This window comes from Hyunsoonleella ulvae, assembly GCF_016827605.1.
GTDB classification, from domain to species: domain Bacteria; phylum Bacteroidota; class Bacteroidia; order Flavobacteriales; family Flavobacteriaceae; genus Jejuia; species Jejuia ulvae.
In genome coordinates, this window is the sequence record NZ_JAEPJQ010000001.1 from 928500 (window position 1) to 948535 (window position 20036).

General features: G+C 36.8%; 11 protein-coding genes. 1 reads left to right on the plus strand and 10 read right to left on the minus strand.

Features of this window, described 5'->3' with window-relative positions; translation table 11 throughout:
- Positions 1-16: 16 nt before the first annotated feature.
- The 9 genes from JS605_RS04250 to JS605_RS04290 all read right to left on the minus strand — a co-directional run bounded on the left by JS605_RS04250 (position 17) and on the right by JS605_RS04290 (position 16671).
- Positions 17-4708, minus strand: a complete 4692-nt coding sequence (locus JS605_RS04250; RefSeq protein WP_203256413.1) for a gliding motility-associated C-terminal domain-containing protein — start codon at positions 4706-4708, stop codon at positions 17-19.
- A gap of 221 nt (positions 4709-4929) precedes the next feature.
- Positions 4930-6720: a cytochrome c oxidase subunit I gene (locus JS605_RS04255; protein ID WP_203256414.1), complete on the minus strand. Its 1791-nt coding sequence runs from the start codon at positions 6718-6720 to the stop codon at positions 4930-4932.
- 27 nt (positions 6721-6747) lie between these two features.
- Complete coding sequence (locus JS605_RS04260) at positions 6748-7821, minus strand: cytochrome c oxidase subunit II (RefSeq protein ID WP_203256415.1); 1074 nt, start codon at positions 7819-7821, stop codon at positions 6748-6750.
- Positions 7822-7851: 30 nt separating this feature from the next.
- Entirely contained in the window at positions 7852-9222 is a 1371-nt protein-coding gene (locus JS605_RS04265; protein WP_203256416.1) for a quinol:cytochrome C oxidoreductase, read from the minus strand.
- A 20-nt stretch (positions 9223-9242) separates the two neighbouring features.
- Positions 9243-9797: a c-type cytochrome gene (locus JS605_RS04270; protein ID WP_203256417.1), complete on the minus strand. Its 555-nt coding sequence runs from the start codon at positions 9795-9797 to the stop codon at positions 9243-9245.
- 9 nt (positions 9798-9806) lie between these two features.
- Positions 9807-10340 (minus strand): DUF3341 domain-containing protein, encoded by a 534-nt coding sequence (locus tag JS605_RS04275; protein ID WP_203256418.1) that lies wholly within the window; start codon positions 10338-10340, stop codon positions 9807-9809.
- A gap of 10 nt (positions 10341-10350) precedes the next feature.
- Complete coding sequence (gene nrfD, locus JS605_RS04280) at positions 10351-12084, minus strand: NrfD/PsrC family molybdoenzyme membrane anchor subunit (RefSeq protein WP_203256419.1); 1734 nt, start codon at positions 12082-12084, stop codon at positions 10351-10353.
- 84 nt (positions 12085-12168) lie between these two features.
- Positions 12169-15294, minus strand: coding sequence for a TAT-variant-translocated molybdopterin oxidoreductase (locus JS605_RS04285; protein ID WP_203256420.1), 3126 nt, complete (start codon positions 15292-15294; stop codon positions 12169-12171).
- A gap of 72 nt (positions 15295-15366) precedes the next feature.
- On the minus strand, positions 15367-16671 hold the full coding sequence (locus JS605_RS04290) for a c-type cytochrome (protein WP_203256421.1): 1305 nt from the start codon (positions 16669-16671) through the stop codon (positions 15367-15369).
- Positions 16672-16894: 223 nt separating this feature from the next.
- On the opposite strand from JS605_RS04290, the gene JS605_RS04295 reads away from it, so the two are divergent.
- Positions 16895-17278, plus strand: a complete 384-nt coding sequence (locus JS605_RS04295; protein WP_203256422.1) for an SPOR domain-containing protein — start codon at positions 16895-16897, stop codon at positions 17276-17278.
- 44 nt (positions 17279-17322) lie between these two features.
- On the opposite strand, the gene infB is transcribed toward JS605_RS04295, so the two are convergent.
- On the minus strand, positions 17323-20028 hold the full coding sequence (infB, locus tag JS605_RS04300; protein WP_203256423.1) for a translation initiation factor IF-2: 2706 nt from the start codon (positions 20026-20028) through the stop codon (positions 17323-17325).
- Between the last annotated feature and the right edge of the window lie 8 nt (positions 20029-20036).

Here is a 20036-nt window from a genome sequence, read left to right on the forward strand (position 1 = left end):
TTGCTTTATCTATAAATTATCTGCTTAAGTATAAGCGTCCTTGTTCTGGGGCATCCACCCCGTTATTAAATCTAAAAATATAGAAGTACACACCTACTGGTAAGTCGCCTTTTACAACAACTCGTCCTTGGTTTGATGTTCCATCAAATCGTGGTGTGTTTGCATTACCTTTGTACACTATATTTCCGTTTCTGTTAAATATCTCTAATTCAAAATTTGGATAAATGATACTTAAGTTGTCAATATCATAAGTGTCGTTTACACCATCTCCATTTGGCGAGAATCCATCGGGTAAACTTAATTTTCCACAAGCCGTAATATCAGGTACTACTTCTAATCTTACAGAACTCTCACATCCTGTAGCTTGGTCGATTAAAGCGGCATAATATGTAAAAGGTCCCAATTCGGTATCTTCTGAAATTTGATTTCCGCCTATTGGTGCGTCATACCACACTATATTGTCTAATGTAGCTTCGTATTCTACAATATTATCTGATAATGTACTTAGCGTTGGACCATCATTGATACAATATGTTTCTGTACTATCTTCTAATGTAGGTGTTAGTGCATCATTTATAGTAACATCAACACGTTCTGCCACTGATGATTCACATCCAGTATTATTTGTTTGTGTAGCGTAGTAATCTTCTCCATCTACCAATGCATCTGTATCTGTAACTGGGGATGTTAGCGCTGCATCTTCGTACCAATTTACAGTTCCTGTGGCACGGATGCTATTGCTTAAATCAGCCACAACTGGCATATCTGCCAAACAAAATGTAGGGTTAGGCTCTAAAATAATTACTGGTAAACTATCATCGATAGTCACTGTAACATCGGCTGTTGCATCTGGAGAACATGGTGTTGTTGCAGTTACTGTGTAGGTATAAGTACCAGCTGTATCTACTGAAGGATCAAACACTCCTGTACCACTAATTAAAGCTGGAGACCAAGTTCCTCCTGTTTGCGCATCGGTTCCTAAAAGTGTAAATAAATCTGTAGTACCATCTCCAGCACATGCTGCTAATGATGCATTAACTCCTGCATTTGGTGCTTCAACCACATTTACTTCTACATCACTACTTACTGTACCGCAAGCATTTGTAATGGTATATGTGTATATTCCTGATGTATCTATTGCAGGATCGAAATCTCCAGTACCACTTGTTAGGGCAGGAGACCATGTTCCTCCTGTATCTGCAGCACCTAATAGTGTAAATAAATCTATTACTGCATCAGAACTACAAATATCTATGTTTGCATCTGTTCCTGCGCTTTGTGGTTCTTCAATTGTTACCGTAATAGAGGTACTATCGTCAACACACGGAGCGTTGGCAGATACCAAATATGTAAAGTTGTAAGTGCCAGCGGCTAATCCTGATGCATCAAAAATGCTTCCTGTTAAAGCTCCTGTTGTATCATCATCATTCCATGTACCTCCTGCATCTTCTGTACCATCTAAACCATTGAATAAATCAATACTGTTATTATCGTTACATGCTGTAATAGCTGTAGTGTTAGGGTTTCCTGCATTAGGAGTTTGATATACTCTTACTGTTACCGCTGTTCTTACCGAAGACTCACATGTAGTACCTGCAATATCGGTTTGAGATGCGTAATATATTGTATTATCAACTAAGGTGTCTCCGTTAGAAAGTAAGTTTCCACCAGTTAAAGCGTCATACCATCTAATATCTGTCCCAGTAGCTACTAAATCCCCTATTGTAGCACTATCACAAAATTCTTGAGTTGCTGAAGCCGTTGGAGCTGAAATATCATTTATAACGATACTCACGGTTATATTAACATCATCACAACTTCCAATAGCATCTACATCGTAAGTAAAATTATATGTTCCTACTGTAAGACCATCAATAGTTACTATATTTCCTGTAAGCGCCCCTGTAGTATCATCATCGTTCCAACTTCCTATTTGATCTTCATCCGCTAATAAATCGAATAGATCATAGGTTTGCCCTGTAGTAACTTCTGAGACACAAAACTCTACAGGTGTATTTGCAGTTCCTGATTCTGGAGCGTCTTCCACTGTAACTGTTACGGTTGAACTATTTGTACATGTATTTACATCTGTAATAGTATATGTAAAACTGTATGTCCCTATGACCAACTGTGTTAAATCTACATCACTTCCTGTTAAAGCACCTGTTGTATCATCATCTGTCCAAGTACCTCCTGCGTTTTCTCCTGTTAACTGACCGAATAGATCTAAAGGCGAATTTGCAACCAATTCGTTTTCACAAAATGTGGCGGGAGATGGTGTACCTGTATTTGGTAATGGGTTGATAATTACCTGAACCGTTACTAATGGGTCATCACAACTTCCTATAGCATCCACATCAAAAGTATAATTATACGTTCCTGACATCAGCCCAGATAAATCCACTGTATTTGGGGTTGTGGCTCCTGTATTGTCTGTACCCACATACCAAGTTCCTGTTTGATCTTCATTCTCTAACAAATCGAATAAATCATAACTTGATGGGGCTGATCCTTCACAAAACTCTGGGAAAGCAGCAACTGGTGTTCCTGATTCTGGAGCATCCTCAATTGTAATAACTACTGTTGTACTATTTGTACAATTATTTACATCTGTAATGGTGTAAGTAAAGTTATAGCTCCCTATAGCTAATACTGTCAAATCTACATCGCTTCCTGTTAAAGCGCCTGTTGTATCATCATCTGTCCAAGTACCTCCTGCGTCTTCTCCTGTTAACTGACCGAATAAGTCTAAAGGCGAATTTGCTACTACATCATTTTCACAAAATGTAGCAGGCGATGGTGTACCTGTATTTGGTAATGGGTTGATAATTACCTGAACCGTTACCAATGGGTCATCACAACTCCCTATAGCGTCCACATCAAAAGTATAATTATACGTTCCTGACATCAGCCCAGATAAATCTACAGTATTTGGAGTTGTGGCTCCTGTATTGTCTGTACCCACATACCATGTTCCTGTTTGATCTTCACTCTCTAACAAATCGAATAAATCATAACTTGACGGTGCTGATCCTTCACAAAACTCTGGGAAAGTAGCTACTGGTGTTCCTGATTCTGGAGCATCTTCAATTGTAATTGATATTTGCTCAGCGTCTGTACATGTACCGTTATCTATTGTATATGTAAACAAATAAGGGCTACCCGCTACTGTAAAACTTGTAATGTCTATAGGATTAGTTACTGTGGTATCGGCAGCATCCGTCCATGTACCAGAATTATTATCTTGAGAACCATCTAAGGCATCAAATAAATTAAATGGCGAGTTTCCTGTTAAATCATTTTCACAAAATGTTTGATTTACTGCATTTCCAGCATCTGGATCTGCCAAAACAATAACCTGAACCGTAGTAGATACTTCCGGACAGGGATTTGGTAACAGATTGTGCGTATAGGTAAAATTATAAGTACCAGGTGTAAAAGCTCCCGTAGTTAAATCTATTGGAGATGTTACCACTGGATCTGTACTTGATGTACCTTGTGTCCATTGCCCTCCTATATCTTCATTATCCAATAATGAAAATAAATCTAAATCAGTTGGTAAGCCAGATTCACAATATGAAGCAGGGTTAGCTGCTGATGGCGTTCCCGAACTAAATGTTTCAAAAATCTGTATTGTTACTGTTGCGACTGCATCTGGACAAGCTCCAGTACTTGGAACTGTGTATGTAAATATGTAAGTACCAGCTGCTAATGCTGATATGTTTACTGTACCTCTAAAACCATTTGTAGTTGTTAAAGGTCCTGCCCATGTACCTGTGTTATCGGGTGTTCCTCCCAATTCATCAAATAAATCAAAAGCCCCTGGTAAGCTATCATCACAATACTCTAAACTTGATGAGCTTCCTGCTTCTGTTGGTGTATCAATATTTACCGTAACCGCTACTGGATTACTTACACAAAATATATCATCTACCTGAACATAATATGTATTACCATCTACTAACGGTGTTGTTGATGATAAGGCTGGTGGTATTGGGTCGCCAGAACCATCTAAACTGTCATACCATAGAAAATTTGTTGATGCTGTTCCTGGATCTAAATTTCCAACCTGTGGATTAGTATCAGCACAAAATTCTTGAGGTGTGGCTGGCGTAGGATCAGTTGGCGCTGTAAAGACACCTACTTGACCTATTTCAATTTGACTTCTACAGCCTCCATTATCCACAAAAACAATATAGTAGTTTGAGGCTCCAACGGGAATAGCATCTGTTGGATTGGCTTGATTCGTTAAATCGAAATCATTATACACTTCAACTGCGCCTCCTGAAGGAATACTCCCCAGAAGCACATCATCAATATAGGTTTGGATTGTGGCACTTTCGTTACTACAATAAATACGATCAAGATTTTCTCCAGAAGGATTTACTTGAAAGTCAATTGTAATAAACGGTCTAACGACACATGAACCAGAATTATCATCAGCATAATATGTGCCCTCTGTTACAAGTTGATTAATGTTAAAAGGTGTACCCCCTGTAGGCACATCGTACCATACTATACCATCGCCATTATCTGTGGCAAGCGTATTTAAATCACTAAATGTATAGCCAGAGGCATCACATATTGGAGGAGGGTTTGGATCGCTTATTGTGGGACATTGCGCAGTCATGGAAAATGACACTAACAAAAACAATAAACTAAAGTATATACCTAAGTATATATTCTTTGAGGTAGGTTTGTTTTTCATTTTAAATGGTTAAAAATCATATTTAATAGCAAGGAAACTTTAATGATGATATTTATAAGCAAATTTTCATCTTAATATTTTTCCGACTGCAATTTAACTGATTTTTTTGTATTTCATCGATTTTTAATGATAAATTTTACTTTTTATCGAAAAAAATAACCACTTAAACTGAAAAACCCGCCTAAATAGGCGGGTTTTAACGTAAGATATTTTTTATTTATTTAATGCTGTAGCTCTTCTTCTCCGTCTTTTAGAGGTATATTTTGAGGTACGAAGTCTTCATCATGTCCTGGTTTACTATAATCGTATGCCCAACGGTGTACGTGTGGAATCTCTCCTGGCCAGTTACCATGTATGTGCTCTACTGGTGCTGTCCATTCTAAGGTTGTAGACCTCCATGGGTTTTGAACAGCTTTCTTTCCAAAGAATATACTAGCGAAGAAATTGTATAAATAAACAATTTGTACAACACCTCCAACTAAGGCAAATATAGTGATGATAACATTTACATTGGCTACATCATCAAATAACGGGAAGTTACTGTTTGTGTAATATCGTCGTGGTAATCCTGCCATGCCAATGAAATGCATCGGAAAAAATACACCATAAGCACAAACTGCCGTTACCCAAAAGTGAATATAACCTAAGTTTTTGTTAAGCATTTTACCAAACATTCTGGGAAACCAATGATAAATACCTGCGAACATCCCATATAAAGCCGATATACCCATTACTAAATGGAAGTGTGCCACAACGAAATAAGTATCATGAACATTAATATCAAGCGCACTATCTCCTAAAATAATACCTGTTAGTCCTCCAGTAATAAATGTAGACACAAAGCCTATAGAGAATAACATTGCTGGATTCATCTGTAAATTACCTTTCCAAATGGTGGTTATCCAGTTAAAGGCTTTTACTGCTGATGGTATGGCAATTAATAGCGTTGTAAATGTAAATACCGATCCTAAAAATGGATTCATTCCTGACACGAACATGTGGTGCCCCCATACTATTGTAGATAAGAACGCAATTGCCAAAATAGAGGCTATCATGGCACGATAACCAAAAATTGGTTTACGTGAATTGGATGCCATAATTTCAGAAACCAGTCCCATCGCAGGTAATATCACGATGTATACCTCTGGGTGTCCTAAAAACCAAAATAAGTGTTCGAACAAAACAGGTGATCCTCCTTGATAGTGTAATACTTCTCCTTGTATAAATATATCTGATAAGAAGAATGATGTTCCAAAACTTCTATCCATAATTAACAATAGTGCCGCAGATAATAACACAGGGAATGAGATAATACCTATTACTGCTGTGATAAAAAAGGCCCATATTGTTAATGGAAGTCTGGTCATAGACATCCCTTTAGTACGTAAGTTTATTACTGTAACAACATAATTTAATGATCCAAGTAAAGATGAAGCAATAAATATTGCCATTGAGACCAACCATAGCGTCATACCCATACCTGAACCTCCTTGTGCTAATGGTAAAGCACTTAATGGCGGATATATAGTCCATCCAGCTGCTGCAGGTCCTGCCTCAACAAACAGAGAAATTACCATGATAACACTAGATAAAAAGAATAACCAATAGGAAACCATATTTAAGAATCCTGAGGCCATATCTCGTGCTCCAATTTGTAACGGAATTAATAGGTTACTAAATGTACCACTTAACCCTGCAGTTAAAACGAAGAACACCATTATAGTACCATGTATCGTAACTAACGCTAAATATATATCGGCATCCATAACACCATCAGGTGCCCACTTGCCTAATAATGCTTCAAAAAGCACATTAGGTTCTTCTGGCCATGCGATTTGCATACGGAACATTAAAGACATCATTACACCAATAACTCCCATAATTGTACCTGTAATAAGGTACTGCTTAGCAATCATTTTATGGTCTTGACTAAATATATATTTAGTTATAAACGTTTCTTTATGATGATGTCCGTGGTCGTCGTGAGCGTGAGTATCTGCGTGTGCTGACATAATCTTATATCGTTTTTCTTTTTTGTATTAGTTAATTAAAGAGTTTTTGAATTCTTTTTGCTCTTTTATCCAAGCTTCATATTCTTCTTGTGTTTCTACCACAATTTTCATCTGCATGTTGTAATGCGATTTTCCACAAATCTTATTACATATTAAAAGATAGTCAAACTCATAGGGTTCTAGAGCATCTTCGCCTTTAGCGGTTAATGCTTTACTTTTTTCTAATCGTATGTTATTGATGTTCTTAACCTTATCCTGCATTTCAGGGGTTTGTCTCATCTCTACAGTAGTAACTGTTGGCGTAAATCCAAACTGGGTAATCATACCTGGCACGCAGTTCATTTGTGCCCTAAAATGTGGCATGTAAGCTGAGTGCAGTACATCTTGAGATCGCATTTTAAACAATACTGGTCTTCCTACTGGTAAGTGTAATTCTGTAGTTATAATATCATCCTGTGCATTTGGATCTGCTTCATCTAAACCTAAAATATTTGCACGGTCTATGTCAATTAATCTAACATTAGCTTTTCCTAAAGTATTGTCTGCACCAGCATATCTTGCTTTCCAGTTAAATTGCTGAGCATATAATTCTACAACTAATGGATCATCACTCTCATCTACACCCATAATATTAATCCAAGTGTTTAACCCGTATATAATTAAACCAGCCAATACGATAACTGGAATAATGGTCCAAATGAACTCTAATTTATTGTTGTCTGCAAAGAATAAAGCTTTCTTTCCTTTCTCTCCTTTGTATTTAAACGCAAAATAGTGTAGTAAAAACTGTGTTACTGTTTGTACAAAGAAAATGATAACTAAAGAGATAACCATTAAATTATCTATAGTAGGGCCATGCGCTGAAGCCGAATTAGATAATAAAGGTAAATCTCCCCATTTAACACAACTTATAATGGTTATTACATAGATGAAAGCTAAAAAGCCCATCATTAAGTATCCATTTATGGTATTATCCTTATCTGTAGCAACACCAGCAATGGCGTTTTCGTTTTTAGCTTGGGCTAAGTCGAAAATTTTAACCATTTGCCAAATGGCAATTAAAATAAATACTAAAACTATAATTGTTAATAAAGCAGTCATTGTTATCAGTCGTCTTTATTTATATCTTAATTAATAATGAAAATCTTCACTTTCTTTTCTAAATGGGTACCCTTTTACCAGTAGAGGTGCTTTTGTTAATGCAGTGAATACTACAAAAATAAATAGTCCTGCGAATAGTAATATTGACCCTATTTCTGGAATACCTATAAACCATCTATCTCCAACGGTTGCTGGCATAATCATATTGAATATGTCAATATAGTGTCCAAATAGAATCACTAAACCTGTCATTACAACAAACCAAGGAATACGTTTGTAATCTGCATTCATCAACATCAATATTGGGAAAACAAAATTTAAAACTACCATACCTAAGAACGGTAATTTGTAATCATTGAAACGTGAGATGAAGTACGTTACTTCTTCCGGAATATTAGAGTACCAAATCAACATGAATTGAGAGAACCATAGGTAGGTCCAGAAAATACTCATCGCAAACATAAACTTAGCTACATCATGTAAGTGATTTTCATTTACAAACTCTAAATATCCTCTAGATTTTAAGTAAATAGAAATTAATGCAATTACTGTAATTCCACTCACAAACATACTAGCGAATACGTACCAACCAAATAGTGTTGAGAACCAGTGAGGGTCTACACTCATAATCCAATCCCAAGACATCATAGATTCTGTGTAAATAAAGAATACTAAAAATGCTGCAGATATGCGAAATGACTTTTTGAAGTAACTTTTATCTTCTGCCGTATCTTGAGCTATAGAAAATTTACGAGAAAAATGTCTGTACGCTACCCAACCTGCTATGAATATTACGCCTCGAATGGCAAATCCTGTAAGGTTTAACCACCCTGATTTACCTTGTATTAATTTATCGTGAGCTACTACATCTGGATCCATCCAAATAAATAAATTGTAATGTCCTATAGTACCAGAAGCAATAGCTATTAAAAGTACTATTACAGCACCTGGTAATAAATAAGCTGTAATACCTTCCATTACCCTAAACAGTACAGGAGACCATCCTGCTTGAGATGCAATTTGTATGGCGTAAAACGCTAAACACCCCAATGCAATCATCATAAAGAAAAATGCTGCAACGTAAAGTGCTGCCCAGGGTCTATTCGCTATTTGATGCATGACATGCTCAACATGTTTTTTGTGAGCATCTTCTCCTCCATGGGCATCGTTATTACCGTGGTTGTTTCCATGAGTATCAGCTACTGCATGTGTGTCGTGACCAGAAGTTGCATGAGACGCTTCTTCTCCATGTCCCCCTCCATGATGCTCTTCATGTTCAAGTAAGGTTTCAACTTCTTCAAAAGATTTATGAGATGTCATAAAACCATATCCTACTCCTAATATTCCAAGTACTACTAGGATAATAGAAAATGTCTTTAATTTATTTGAAAATGTATACATATCTATATAATCTTATCTTCTTACTTTTCTAAATCTACTTTTAACTTTAAAACGTAAGCCACTACTTGCCAACGCTCTTCTTCGTTTAATTGATTTGCGTAGCTTCCCATAGAGTTTTTACCGTAATAAATTGTATGATAAATACTTCCTTCGTTTATGGCTCTACCTGCATCATCATAACTAGGAATACCTAATATCTTTTCACGCTTTACCAATTTGCCTTGTCCGTTACCTTTATTGCCATGGCATATACCACAATAAATTTCATATAATTCTTTGCCTCTTTCCAAATCTACAGCTGTAGAATCTAAAGGACTTTTTAAGGTTGCCTTTGCTAAATCATAACCTTCGGTAGAATTTTCAATATCAAATGGAATATATCCTCTTGGAATACTCCCAGGAGCAGGCGTTCTGGCCTCCATTCCGTTTTCAAACATTTGGTTTTCTCCGTAAGTTTCATAACCAGCAGATTCATACATATTAGGCATAAATTGATAGTTTGGTGCAGAATCTTTTTTACAAGATACAGCCACAAACACTACTGCTATTACCAAAATTTTAATTAAGCTCTTCATAAAACTATATTAATGCGCTTCTTTGTCTACTATATTAATTTCTACTGCTCCAGTCTCAGCTAATAAGCTTTGCAGCTCATTTTCATTACCATGTACAGCAATTTCCATTAAGAAATGATCATCTGTTGTTCTAGGATCTGGATTTTCAGCTTTTTTAAATGGCCACATTCTACTTCTTAAATAAAATGTTATTACCATTAAATGTGCAGCAAAAAATACCGTTAGCTCAAACATAATTGGAACAAAAGCTGGCATGTTTTCTATATAACTAAAGCTTGGTTTTCCTCCAATATTTTGTGGCCAATCTTTAATCATAATAAAATTCATCATTACAATTGCAACTGTTAACCCTACTAGACCATACATAAATGCTGTAATTGCAATTCGAGTTGGTTCTAGTCCCATAGCTTTGTCTAAACCATGTACTGGAAATGGTGTATATATTTCTTCAATATGATGTTTTTCTGACTTTACCTTTTTAACGGCAGACATTAATACATCATCATCAGTATAGATAGCGTGAATAACTTTTGAAGCTTCCATTGACTCTATTCTAGTTTATTAATTTTTTAGCTTGTCCAGACCAATCATCACGTTCTGCTCTTCCTGGGAAAGACCCTGTGATGCTATCTAACAAATCATATTCTTTTTTGGTCATTTTACTTACCTGAAGGAACGTGTAAATACCAATACTGTTTAATACTTCTTCCATTTTTGGACCAACACCACTGATTTTCTTTAAATCATCTGCTGTTTGGGTTGAAGCATCAAATGTTCCAATACTTTCAAGTAGAGAATTTGTCATTTCAGACTTGTCTGCATCAGATATATCAGCTTTTGGAGCTTCTGCTTGAAGCGCACTTCCAGAAGTTCTCTCATCTGCACCTGTTCCTACTAAACTTTTACCTGACTCTCTTAAGTTCTTATATTTTTCTCCTGAGGATTTTAATATTGTTTTTACTTCTGCTTGAGCAATTACAGGGAAGGTTCTTGAGTATAACAAGAACAATACAAAGAAGAATCCTATGGTTCCTATAAAGATCCCAATATCTACAAACGTAGGCGAGAACATGGTCCATGATGATGGTAAGTAATCTCTATGCAATGATGTTACGATAATTACAAAACGCTCAAACCACATCCCTATATTTACTACAATTGAAATAATAAAAGAGAACATGATACTTGTACGTAGCTTTTTAAACCACATAAACTGTGGAGAAAATACGTTACACGTCATCATTGCCCAATATGCCCAAGCATAAGGTCCTGTTGCTCTGTTTAAGAATGCATACTGCTCGTATTCTACCCCAGAATACCAAGCAATAAATAACTCCGTGATATATGCCACACCTACAATAGAACCCGTAATCATGATTACGATATTCATCAACTCGATGTGCTGTACTGTAATATAATCTTCTAGGTTACACACTTTTCTCATGATAATAAGAAGTGTGTTTACCATGGCAAATCCAGAGAATACGGCACCAGCAACGAAATATGGTGGAAATATTGTAGTATGCCAACCAGGAATAACCGACGTTGCGAAATCAAACGATACAATAGTATGTACAGAAAGTACAAGTGGTGTTGCTAAACCTGCAAGTACTAAAGATACTTCTTCAAAACGTTGCCAATCTTTAGCTCTTCCAGACCATCCAAAACTTAATAATGCATATATTTTCTTTTGAAATGGTTTTATGGCTCTATCACGCAACATGGCAAAATCGGGTAATAACCCAGTCCACCAGAATACGAGTGATACTGATAAATACGTTGAAATCGCAAATACGTCCCATAGTAGTGGCGAATTGAAGTTAACCCATAGTGATCCAAACTGGTTTGGAATTGGTAACACCCAATACCCTAACCAAGGACGCCCCATGTGGATAATTGGGAATAAACCTGCTTGAACTACTGAGAAAATTGTCATTGCTTCAGCAGAACGGTTAATTGCCATTCTCCATTTTTGACGGAATAGTAATAATACCGCAGAAATAAGTGTTCCTGCATGACCAATACCTACCCACCAAACAAAGTTTGTAATATCCCAGGCCCAACCAACAGTTTTGTTAAGACCCCAAGTACCAATACCCGTTGATATTGTGTATAATATACATCCAATTCCCCAAAGAAAAGCTGCAAGTGAGATACCAAAAACTATCCACCAGTGCTTATTGGCTTTTCCTTCTACAGGTTTTGCTACATCCACAGTAACATCGTGGTATGATTTTTCGCCTGTAACTAAAGGTCTTCTAATAGGTGCTTCGTAATGAGACGCCATATTTAATTGTTTAATTGTTTATATGTTTAAAAGCTTAAAGCAATATTACTTTTAACTTTCTAACTTTTACTTTGTTACTTAAAATTATGCTTCGGTTGTATTTCTCACTTTTGTTTGGTAAATCACATTTGGTTTTGTGCCAACATGTTCTAACAAGTGATACATACGGTTATCTTCTTTAAGTTTTGCAACTTTACTTTCCTTATCATTAATGTCTCCAAATACCATTGCACCAGAGCTACACGCTGCAGAACATGCTGTTTGGAATTCTCCATCTTTAATTTCACGCCCGTCACGCTTCGCATCAAGGATGGTTTTTTGTGTTTTTTGAATACACATAGAACATTTCTCCATAACTCCACGAGAACGTACCACAACGTCTGGGTTCAATACCATTCGTCCTAGATCGTCATTCATATGATAATCGAACTCATCGTTTCCGTTATATAAGAACCAGTTGAAACGACGTACTTTATAAGGACAGTTGTTCGCACAATATCTTGTACCTACACAACGGTTATATGCCATATGGTTTTGTCCTTGACGTCCGTGAGATGTTGCTGCCACTGGACAAACTGTTTCACACGGTGCGTGATTACAGTGTTGACACATTACTGGTTGGAAAGCCACTTGTGGATTTTCTGATGGATCTTCCATTCTATTGAATGTAGATAGAGAACCATCTCCTTGACCATCTCCAAATACATAGTTCCCTAAACCAAGTCCATCAGCTGAATCTTTTTCTTGGTTATCTCCTTCAAAAGTTTCTTGATGAGAATAATATCTATCAATACGTAACCAATGCATATCACGGCTACGACGTACTTCTGTTTTTCCAACAACTGGCACGTTATTTTCTGAGTGACATGCAATTACACAAGCTCCACATCCAGTACAAGCATTTAGGTCTATAGATAAGTTAAAATGATGCCCAATAGAACGATCAAACTCATCCCATAGGTCTACTTCTGGAGATGTTACTGGAGTCTCTTCGTGATTTAATGATACTACTGGTACTGGATTCCAGTATTTCTTATCTTTTGTATTAAATACCTCTAACGTAGTTTCTTTAACAATATCTCCACGTCCCATTAAGGTATTGTGCAACTGTACGCAAGCAAATTCATGCTCTCCACCTGCTGCTTCTACAGTTACATTTTGAACCGTATTGAAGTTTTGATATAAAGGATAGGCGTTAACACCTGTTTGCATTTCTTCTTTTAACCCTAGTTTTTTTCCATACCCTAAAGCTAAACCAACAGAACCTTTTGCTTGACCTGGTTGAATAATCACAGGCGCAGTAACAGAAACTCCATTAACAGAAACTTTAGCGTAGCTACCATTTAATGCTCCATTAGCAACATTAGTATTAATTAAACCTAGTTTTTCTGCATCTGCTTTAGAAACTGTTAAATAGTTGTCCCAAGCTGTTCTTGTAATAGGGTCTGGAAATTCTTGTAACCATGGGTTATTGGCTTGTTGCCCATCACCCATACCTACTTTGGTATATAATGTTAATTCTAAACCGTTAGATTTTGCAGAGGCTGCCAATGCTCTTGCTGCATTTCCAGATGGGGTCTCAACAGCATCTTCATTTTCTACTGCTTCTACTTCCTCAGCTAGTGTACCTACATAAACACCATCGTGTAAAGCCTTGTTAAATGAACCACCTCCTAAGATATCAGAACCCCAGATTGCTTTAATATAATCATGATAAGAAGTATCATTACCAGTCCATTTTAATAACGCCTCCTGAAATTGCCTTGTATCAAACAAAGGACGTATTGTAGGCTGCGTTAAGGCGTAATGACCCTTCTTTATTTCTACATCGCCCCAAGACTCTAGGTAATGTGGCGCTGCTGCTATATATTGACATTGTGAAGCTGTTTCATCTTCTTTCAATGAAAACGCTACAGACAATTTTGTTTTCTTTAAACCTTCTAAAAAGTCTGCTGAGTTTGGTAACGTATAAGCTGGATTTACACCACTTATTATGATAGCGCCTACTTTACCTGCTTTCATGTCAGCAATTAATTGCGCTACTGTTTTATCGTTACCTTGTCTTATTTTTATAGGTGTTTTAGAATCGAATGCTTTACTGTTTAAAGCCTCGTTTATTTCTAAAGCTACAGTTTGTGCATTTACATCTTGAATACCCGTAATTAGAACACCTTTACTTCCTGCCTTCTTTAATTCTGAAGCTGCTTTTGCAACCGCCTCATTGATGTTTTCTGGTAAATCAGTAGATACAGAACCTCCAACAACTAAACTGTATAATTTAGCTAATACTTGTTTTTGTTGACTTGGTGTTAATGGCACGCGCTTATCAGCGTTTGCACCAGAAAGACTCATGTTAGATTCAAACTGGATATGACGTGACATCTTACCATGATCTGGAATTCTATTTTTAGCATATCCAGAATCAAATCCTCCTCCTTGCCAATCGCCTAAGAAATCTGCTCCAACAGATACAATTGTCATTGCTTTAGAGAAATCGTAATTTGCTAAACCTCTTTCTCCGTATTTTGTTTGAAATGCATCTAACGCTGCCGATTCTGAAACCGCATCATATTGCACATGGCTTACATTACCATATTTTTCAGAAAACTCAGCTACTAACTTATTTGTAGATGGGCTTGCATAGGTTTGCGTTAATAACACAATGTTTTTATTGGCTGCAGCCACATCCGTTAATGCCTTGGAAGTTTCAGCATCAAAATCACTCCAAGAAATAGCTTCGCCTCCTTTTTTTGGCCCTTGCACCCTTAAACTATCATATAAGCCCAAAACAGAAGCATGTACCCTAGCATTTGCACTACCATTAGTAGCTGCCATTGCATTATTTTCTATTTTGATTGGACGACCTTCTCGAGTTTTTACTAAAACACTTGCAAAATCAAAACCATCTGCAATCGTAGTTGCATAATAGTTAGCAACACCAGGAATAATTTCCGTAGGCTGCACTACATAAGGAATTGATTTTTTTACTGGCCCCTCACATGCCGCTAATGAAGCCGCTGCTGTGGTAAAACCAACATACTTTAAGAAATCACGACGTGTTGTAGATGTAGACTCTAAAGTCTCCTTGTCTCCTAAGAATTCATCGGTAGGAATCTCCTCTACAAATTCGTTTTGTTTTAGCGTCTCAACAATAGAGCTGTTTTCGTTTAGCTCTTCAACACTTTTCCAGTATTTCTTGTTTGATGACATATTTTTACTAGTTATTAGTTGTTAGTCATTAGTTCTTAGAATTACTTCTAAACTAAAACTGTTTCTTTTTTATTAATAATGGCATTTCCCACATTCCAGACCTCCCATTTGGGCTGCTGTTAAATTCTCAACGCCATACTTCTTAGACAATTCTTCATGAATCTTCTCATAATACGCATTGTCTTTTACAGCAACATTGGTCTCTCTATGACAATTTATACACCATCCCATAGTTAATGGCGCATGCTGATACATCACTTCCATTTCCTCTACTGGTCCGTGACACGTTTGACATTCAACACCAGCAACCGTAACGTGTTGTGAGTGATTAAAATATGCGAAATCTGGTAAGTTGTGAATTCTAACCCACTTTACAGGTTTTGTTTCTCCTGTATATTTTTGATTTTCATCATCCCATCCTACTGCTTCGTAAAGTTTTTTAATCTCTGCATTATAATCGATACCATATTCGCTTAAACCTTCTTGTTGTGTTTCATCTGCAACTTGGTAGATTGATTTGTGACAGTTCATACAAACATTTAAAGAAGGAATTCCTGAATGCTTACTTACTCTTGCGGATGAGTGACAATATTTACAATCGATACCATTATCTCCTGCATGGATTCTGTGAGAGTAATGAATGGGTTGCACAGGTTCGTAACCCTGATCTACACCAATTTGTGATAAATAACCGTAAACAAAATACGCACTAGATAGCAAGAAAAAAATCGCCACTACAATCATTAAAAACTGATTTTGCACAAATGCTTTCCATAGCGGTGTTCTCTTAGTTGCTTCTGGCAACTCTATACCTTGCGCTGAAGCAAAACGGCGTAGTGTTTTATTTACTAAATATAATCCCGCTGCTAATAATATGAATAGGATAGCTAGAGCCCCAAGAATTATCTCATTTGAAATACCGCCAGAATTACCTCCTGAACCTCCTTCTGGAGTCACTGCCACAGCAGCTGCAACAGGCGCTTTTTTCTCTTCAGCGGTATACGCAAGAATATTATCAATGTCGGCATCAGACAACTGAGGGAAGGCGGTCATAGCAGCCCCACCATACTCGTTGTAAATTTTGTTAGCATAGGCATCGCCAGATTTAATCATAGCCGAACTATTTCTAATCCAAGCATAAATCCAATCTCTATCTAGACCTTGCTCTTCTGACAATCTTGCCTCAACATTACGTAATGCAGGTCCTGTCATTTTTTTATCTAGTTGATGACAAGCAGCACAATTTGCGTTAAATAAAGATTTTCCTTTTGCCGGATCTCCTTCTTGAGCCGAAAGAGAGAATGTAAATGCTAATAATACAATTAAGCTCGTGCGAAGAACATACTTGCTTAATTTACGGTGAATCACCTGTTTCATATTGTTAGTTATATTAACTTCTAAATTTTGGTATGATTTTTTCATTAAAAACACTGAAAAAACACAGTCATAAAACCTCAGGCAAAAGTAATACTTAAAGTCGATTCCCAAAATGTTAGGGAACTGTTAATTGCTAATTTAGAGGGATTCTAAATAAAAAAATGACCAATGTTTTCGTTTATGTCGTATATATTTGCGATATGACAATTAAAAACTAATTACAATGAATTTAAAAAGCGTTTATTTATCAGCTCTTTACGTCGTTTTCTCTTTTTTTATTGGTAACGCCCAAGAAGGGCATGTAACGATAAATCAAGATAAGCGTATTACAGATCTTCTTGAGTTAAAGAAGGAAATGAATAAGGATGAAACTAGTCCTAAACGTTATAAAATTCAAATTTATTCTGGGAATAGGAATGGTGCAAAAAACGCGCAAAATGATTTTGCAGAAGCTTTTGGCGATTGGCGCCCTGTAATGCATTACGAACCACCAAATTTTAAAGTTTGGGTTGGTAATTTTACCACACGTATGGAAGCCGATAGAGCCTTAAAACGTGTAAAACGGAAATTTCCTGCCGCCTTTATCTTTAAGCCCAAGAAAAAGTGATCCTATAAAAAAAGCGAACCTAAAAAGTTCGCTTTTCTTTTGTTTTACTTAAGTTTCTTCTTTACTTCAACTTCATGGAAGGCTTCAATGATATCCCCTTCTTTTATATCGTTGTAATTCTTGACTTGCATACCACAATCATATCCTTTTGAAACTTCCTTAACATCATCCTTAAAACGTTTTAATGATGCCAATTCTCCTGTGTGTACTACAACACCATCACGTATTAAACGTATTCCTGAGTTTCTGAATATTTTTCCGTTAGTAACCATACAACCTGCAATACTTCCAATTTTAGACACCTTAAACACTTGTCTGATTTCGGCAGTACCTGTAACTTCTTCTTTAAGCTCTGGAGACAACATACCTTCCATAGCGTCTTTAAGATCGTTAATTGCATCATAAATAATAGAGTATGTTCTGATATCGATTTCTTCTTTATCAGCAATATCTCTGGCATTTCCAACGGGCCTTACATTAAATCCAACAATAATGGCATCGGAAGCAGATGCTAGCAACACATCACTTTCTGTAATGGCTCCAACGCCTTTGTGAAGAATGTTTACTTGAATTTCTTCAGTAGACAATTTCTGGAACGAATCTGTTAATGCTTCTACTGAACCATCCACATCTCCTTTAAGTATGATATTTAATTCTTGGAAATCACCAAGTGCAATACGACGCCCAATTTCATCTAGTGTAATATGACGTTGTGTTCTAACAGATTGCTCTCGCTGTAATTGCGAACGCTTTGCAGCAATCTGCTTCGCTTCACGTTCATCTTCAAATACATTAAATTTATCTCCTGCCTGTGGTGCACCATCCAAACCGAGTATGGATACTGGTGTGGAAGGTCCTGCTGCTTTAATATCTTTGCCACGCTCATCATGCATCGCCTTTACCTTACCACTATGCTGACCTGCTAATACATAATCGCCAACACGTAGCGTACCTGCCTGTACTAAAATAGTAGACACATAACCTCTTCCTTTATCTAGGAAAGCCTCCACAACTGTTCCCACAGCTGGTTTATCTGGATTTGCTTTTAACTCCAGAAGTTCTGCTTCTAACAACACTTTTTCTAATAACTCAGGCACTCCTGTTCCAAATTTGGCAGATATATCGTGAGATTGGATTTTACCTCCCCAATCTTCTACCAATAAGTTCATGTTAGCTAAACCTTCCTTGATCCTGTCTGGATTGGCATCTGGTTTATCTATTTTATTTATAGCAAACACAATAGGGACTCCTGCTGCCTGTGCATGGGAAATCGCCTCTTTTGTTTGCGGCATAATATCATCATCTGCTGCTGCAACAATAATTGCTATGTCTGTTACTTGGGCTCCACGTGCACGCATTGCTGTAAACGCTTCGTGACCTGGTGTATCTAAAAATGCTATTTTTTGTCCGCTTTCTAATGTTACGCCATAAGCACCAATATGCTGCGTAATACCACCAGATTCTCCAGCAATCACGTTTTCTTCACGGATGTAATCCAATAACGAAGTTTTACCATGATCTACATGCCCCATTACTGTAACTATTGGCGCACGAGATTTTAAATCCTCTGGCCTGTCATCCTCTTCTACAATAGCCTCTTCAATATCAGCAGTTACAAATTCTACTTGGTATCCAAACTCTTCAGCAACGATAGAGAGGGTTTCAGCATCTAAACGTTGGTTCATGGTTACCATCATCCCTAAAGACATACATGCAGAAATAATTTCTGTAACCCCTACATTCATCATAGTTGCTACCTCACTTGCTGTAACAAACTCTGTTACCTTAAGAACTTTACTTTCTGCAGCTTCTGCTTGTAATTCTTTTTCTGTTTGATCTCTATGTTGATCTCTCTTCTCTCTACGATATTTTGCTCCTTTACCCTTTGAAGATTTACCTTGTAATTTCTCAAGTGTTTCGCGTACTTGTTTTTTTACATCTTCTTCACTAGGTTCTTCTTTTACAACATTACGACGTCCTTTTCCTTTAAATCTATCATTATTACGGTTACCTCCTCTCTGGTTATTACCGCCTTGCCCTCCACTAGGACCCGCTTTACTAATACGACGTCTTTTCTTTTTGTTTGCATTGCCAGTTGAAGCTCCTCCTTCTTTTTTCTCCTCTTTTTTCTTCTTTGGCTTATTAAATTGGGATAAATCTATTTTATCCCCAGCAATTTTTGGCCCTGTAAGTTTTTGGTATTGCGTTTTTACCTTCTCTTCAGGTGTAACCAATTCGTCATCAACAATTACTTGTTTTGGCTTTTCCTTTTTCTCTGACTTTACCTCTTCTTTCTTAACTACAGGCTCTTTTTCCTCTACTTTTACTGGCTCTTCTTTTGCAGGTTCTTCTACAACTTCTTTGGCAACAGGTTCTTCTTTAACTTTTTGTTTCGGTTCTAAATCTATTTTACCAACAGTTTTAGGACCAGAAAGCGTTGAAGAAGCCTTAACAACCTCAGCTTTTTCTATAGCTTCTTGAGCTTTTTGCTTTTCCTCCAGCTCTTTTTCACGTTTAATACGTAAATCTTCCTTTTCTTTTAGCTTAGCTTCACTAACTTCTTGGGACCTCATCTTCTTATTAGCATCCGTCTCAAATTCATCTGAAAGCACATTATATGTTTCTTCAGAAATTTTTGTGGTGGGACGCTTCTCTATTTCTATGCCTTTGGAATCTAAAAATTCCACAGCACGGTCTAAAGAAATATTTAGTTCTCGTAAAACTTTATTTAATCTTATTGTTTCAGCCATAAATTGCC

Coding starts and splice junctions, on each gene's coding strand:
- JS605_RS04250 (WP_203256413.1), bottom strand. CDS start 4,708: ATGAAAAACAAACCTACCTCAAAGAATATATACTTAGGTATATACTTT.
- JS605_RS04255 (WP_203256414.1), bottom strand. CDS start 6,720: ATGTCAGCACACGCAGATACTCACGCTCACGACGACCACGGACATCAT.
- JS605_RS04260 (WP_203256415.1), bottom strand. CDS start 7,821: ATGACTGCTTTATTAACAATTATAGTTTTAGTATTTATTTTAATTGCC.
- JS605_RS04265 (WP_203256416.1), bottom strand. CDS start 9,222: ATGTATACATTTTCAAATAAATTAAAGACATTTTCTATTATCCTAGTA.
- JS605_RS04270 (WP_203256417.1), bottom strand. CDS start 9,797: ATGAAGAGCTTAATTAAAATTTTGGTAATAGCAGTAGTGTTTGTGGCT.
- JS605_RS04275 (WP_203256418.1), bottom strand. CDS start 10,340: ATGGAAGCTTCAAAAGTTATTCACGCTATCTATACTGATGATGATGTA.
- nrfD (WP_203256419.1), bottom strand. CDS start 12,084: ATGGCGTCTCATTACGAAGCACCTATTAGAAGACCTTTAGTTACAGGC.
- JS605_RS04285 (WP_203256420.1), bottom strand. CDS start 15,294: ATGTCATCAAACAAGAAATACTGGAAAAGTGTTGAAGAGCTAAACGAA.
- JS605_RS04290 (WP_203256421.1), bottom strand. CDS start 16,671: ATGAAACAGGTGATTCACCGTAAATTAAGCAAGTATGTTCTTCGCACG.
- JS605_RS04295 (WP_203256422.1), top strand. CDS start 16,895: ATGAATTTAAAAAGCGTTTATTTATCAGCTCTTTACGTCGTTTTCTCT.
- infB (WP_203256423.1), bottom strand. CDS start 20,028: ATGGCTGAAACAATAAGATTAAATAAAGTTTTACGAGAACTAAATATT.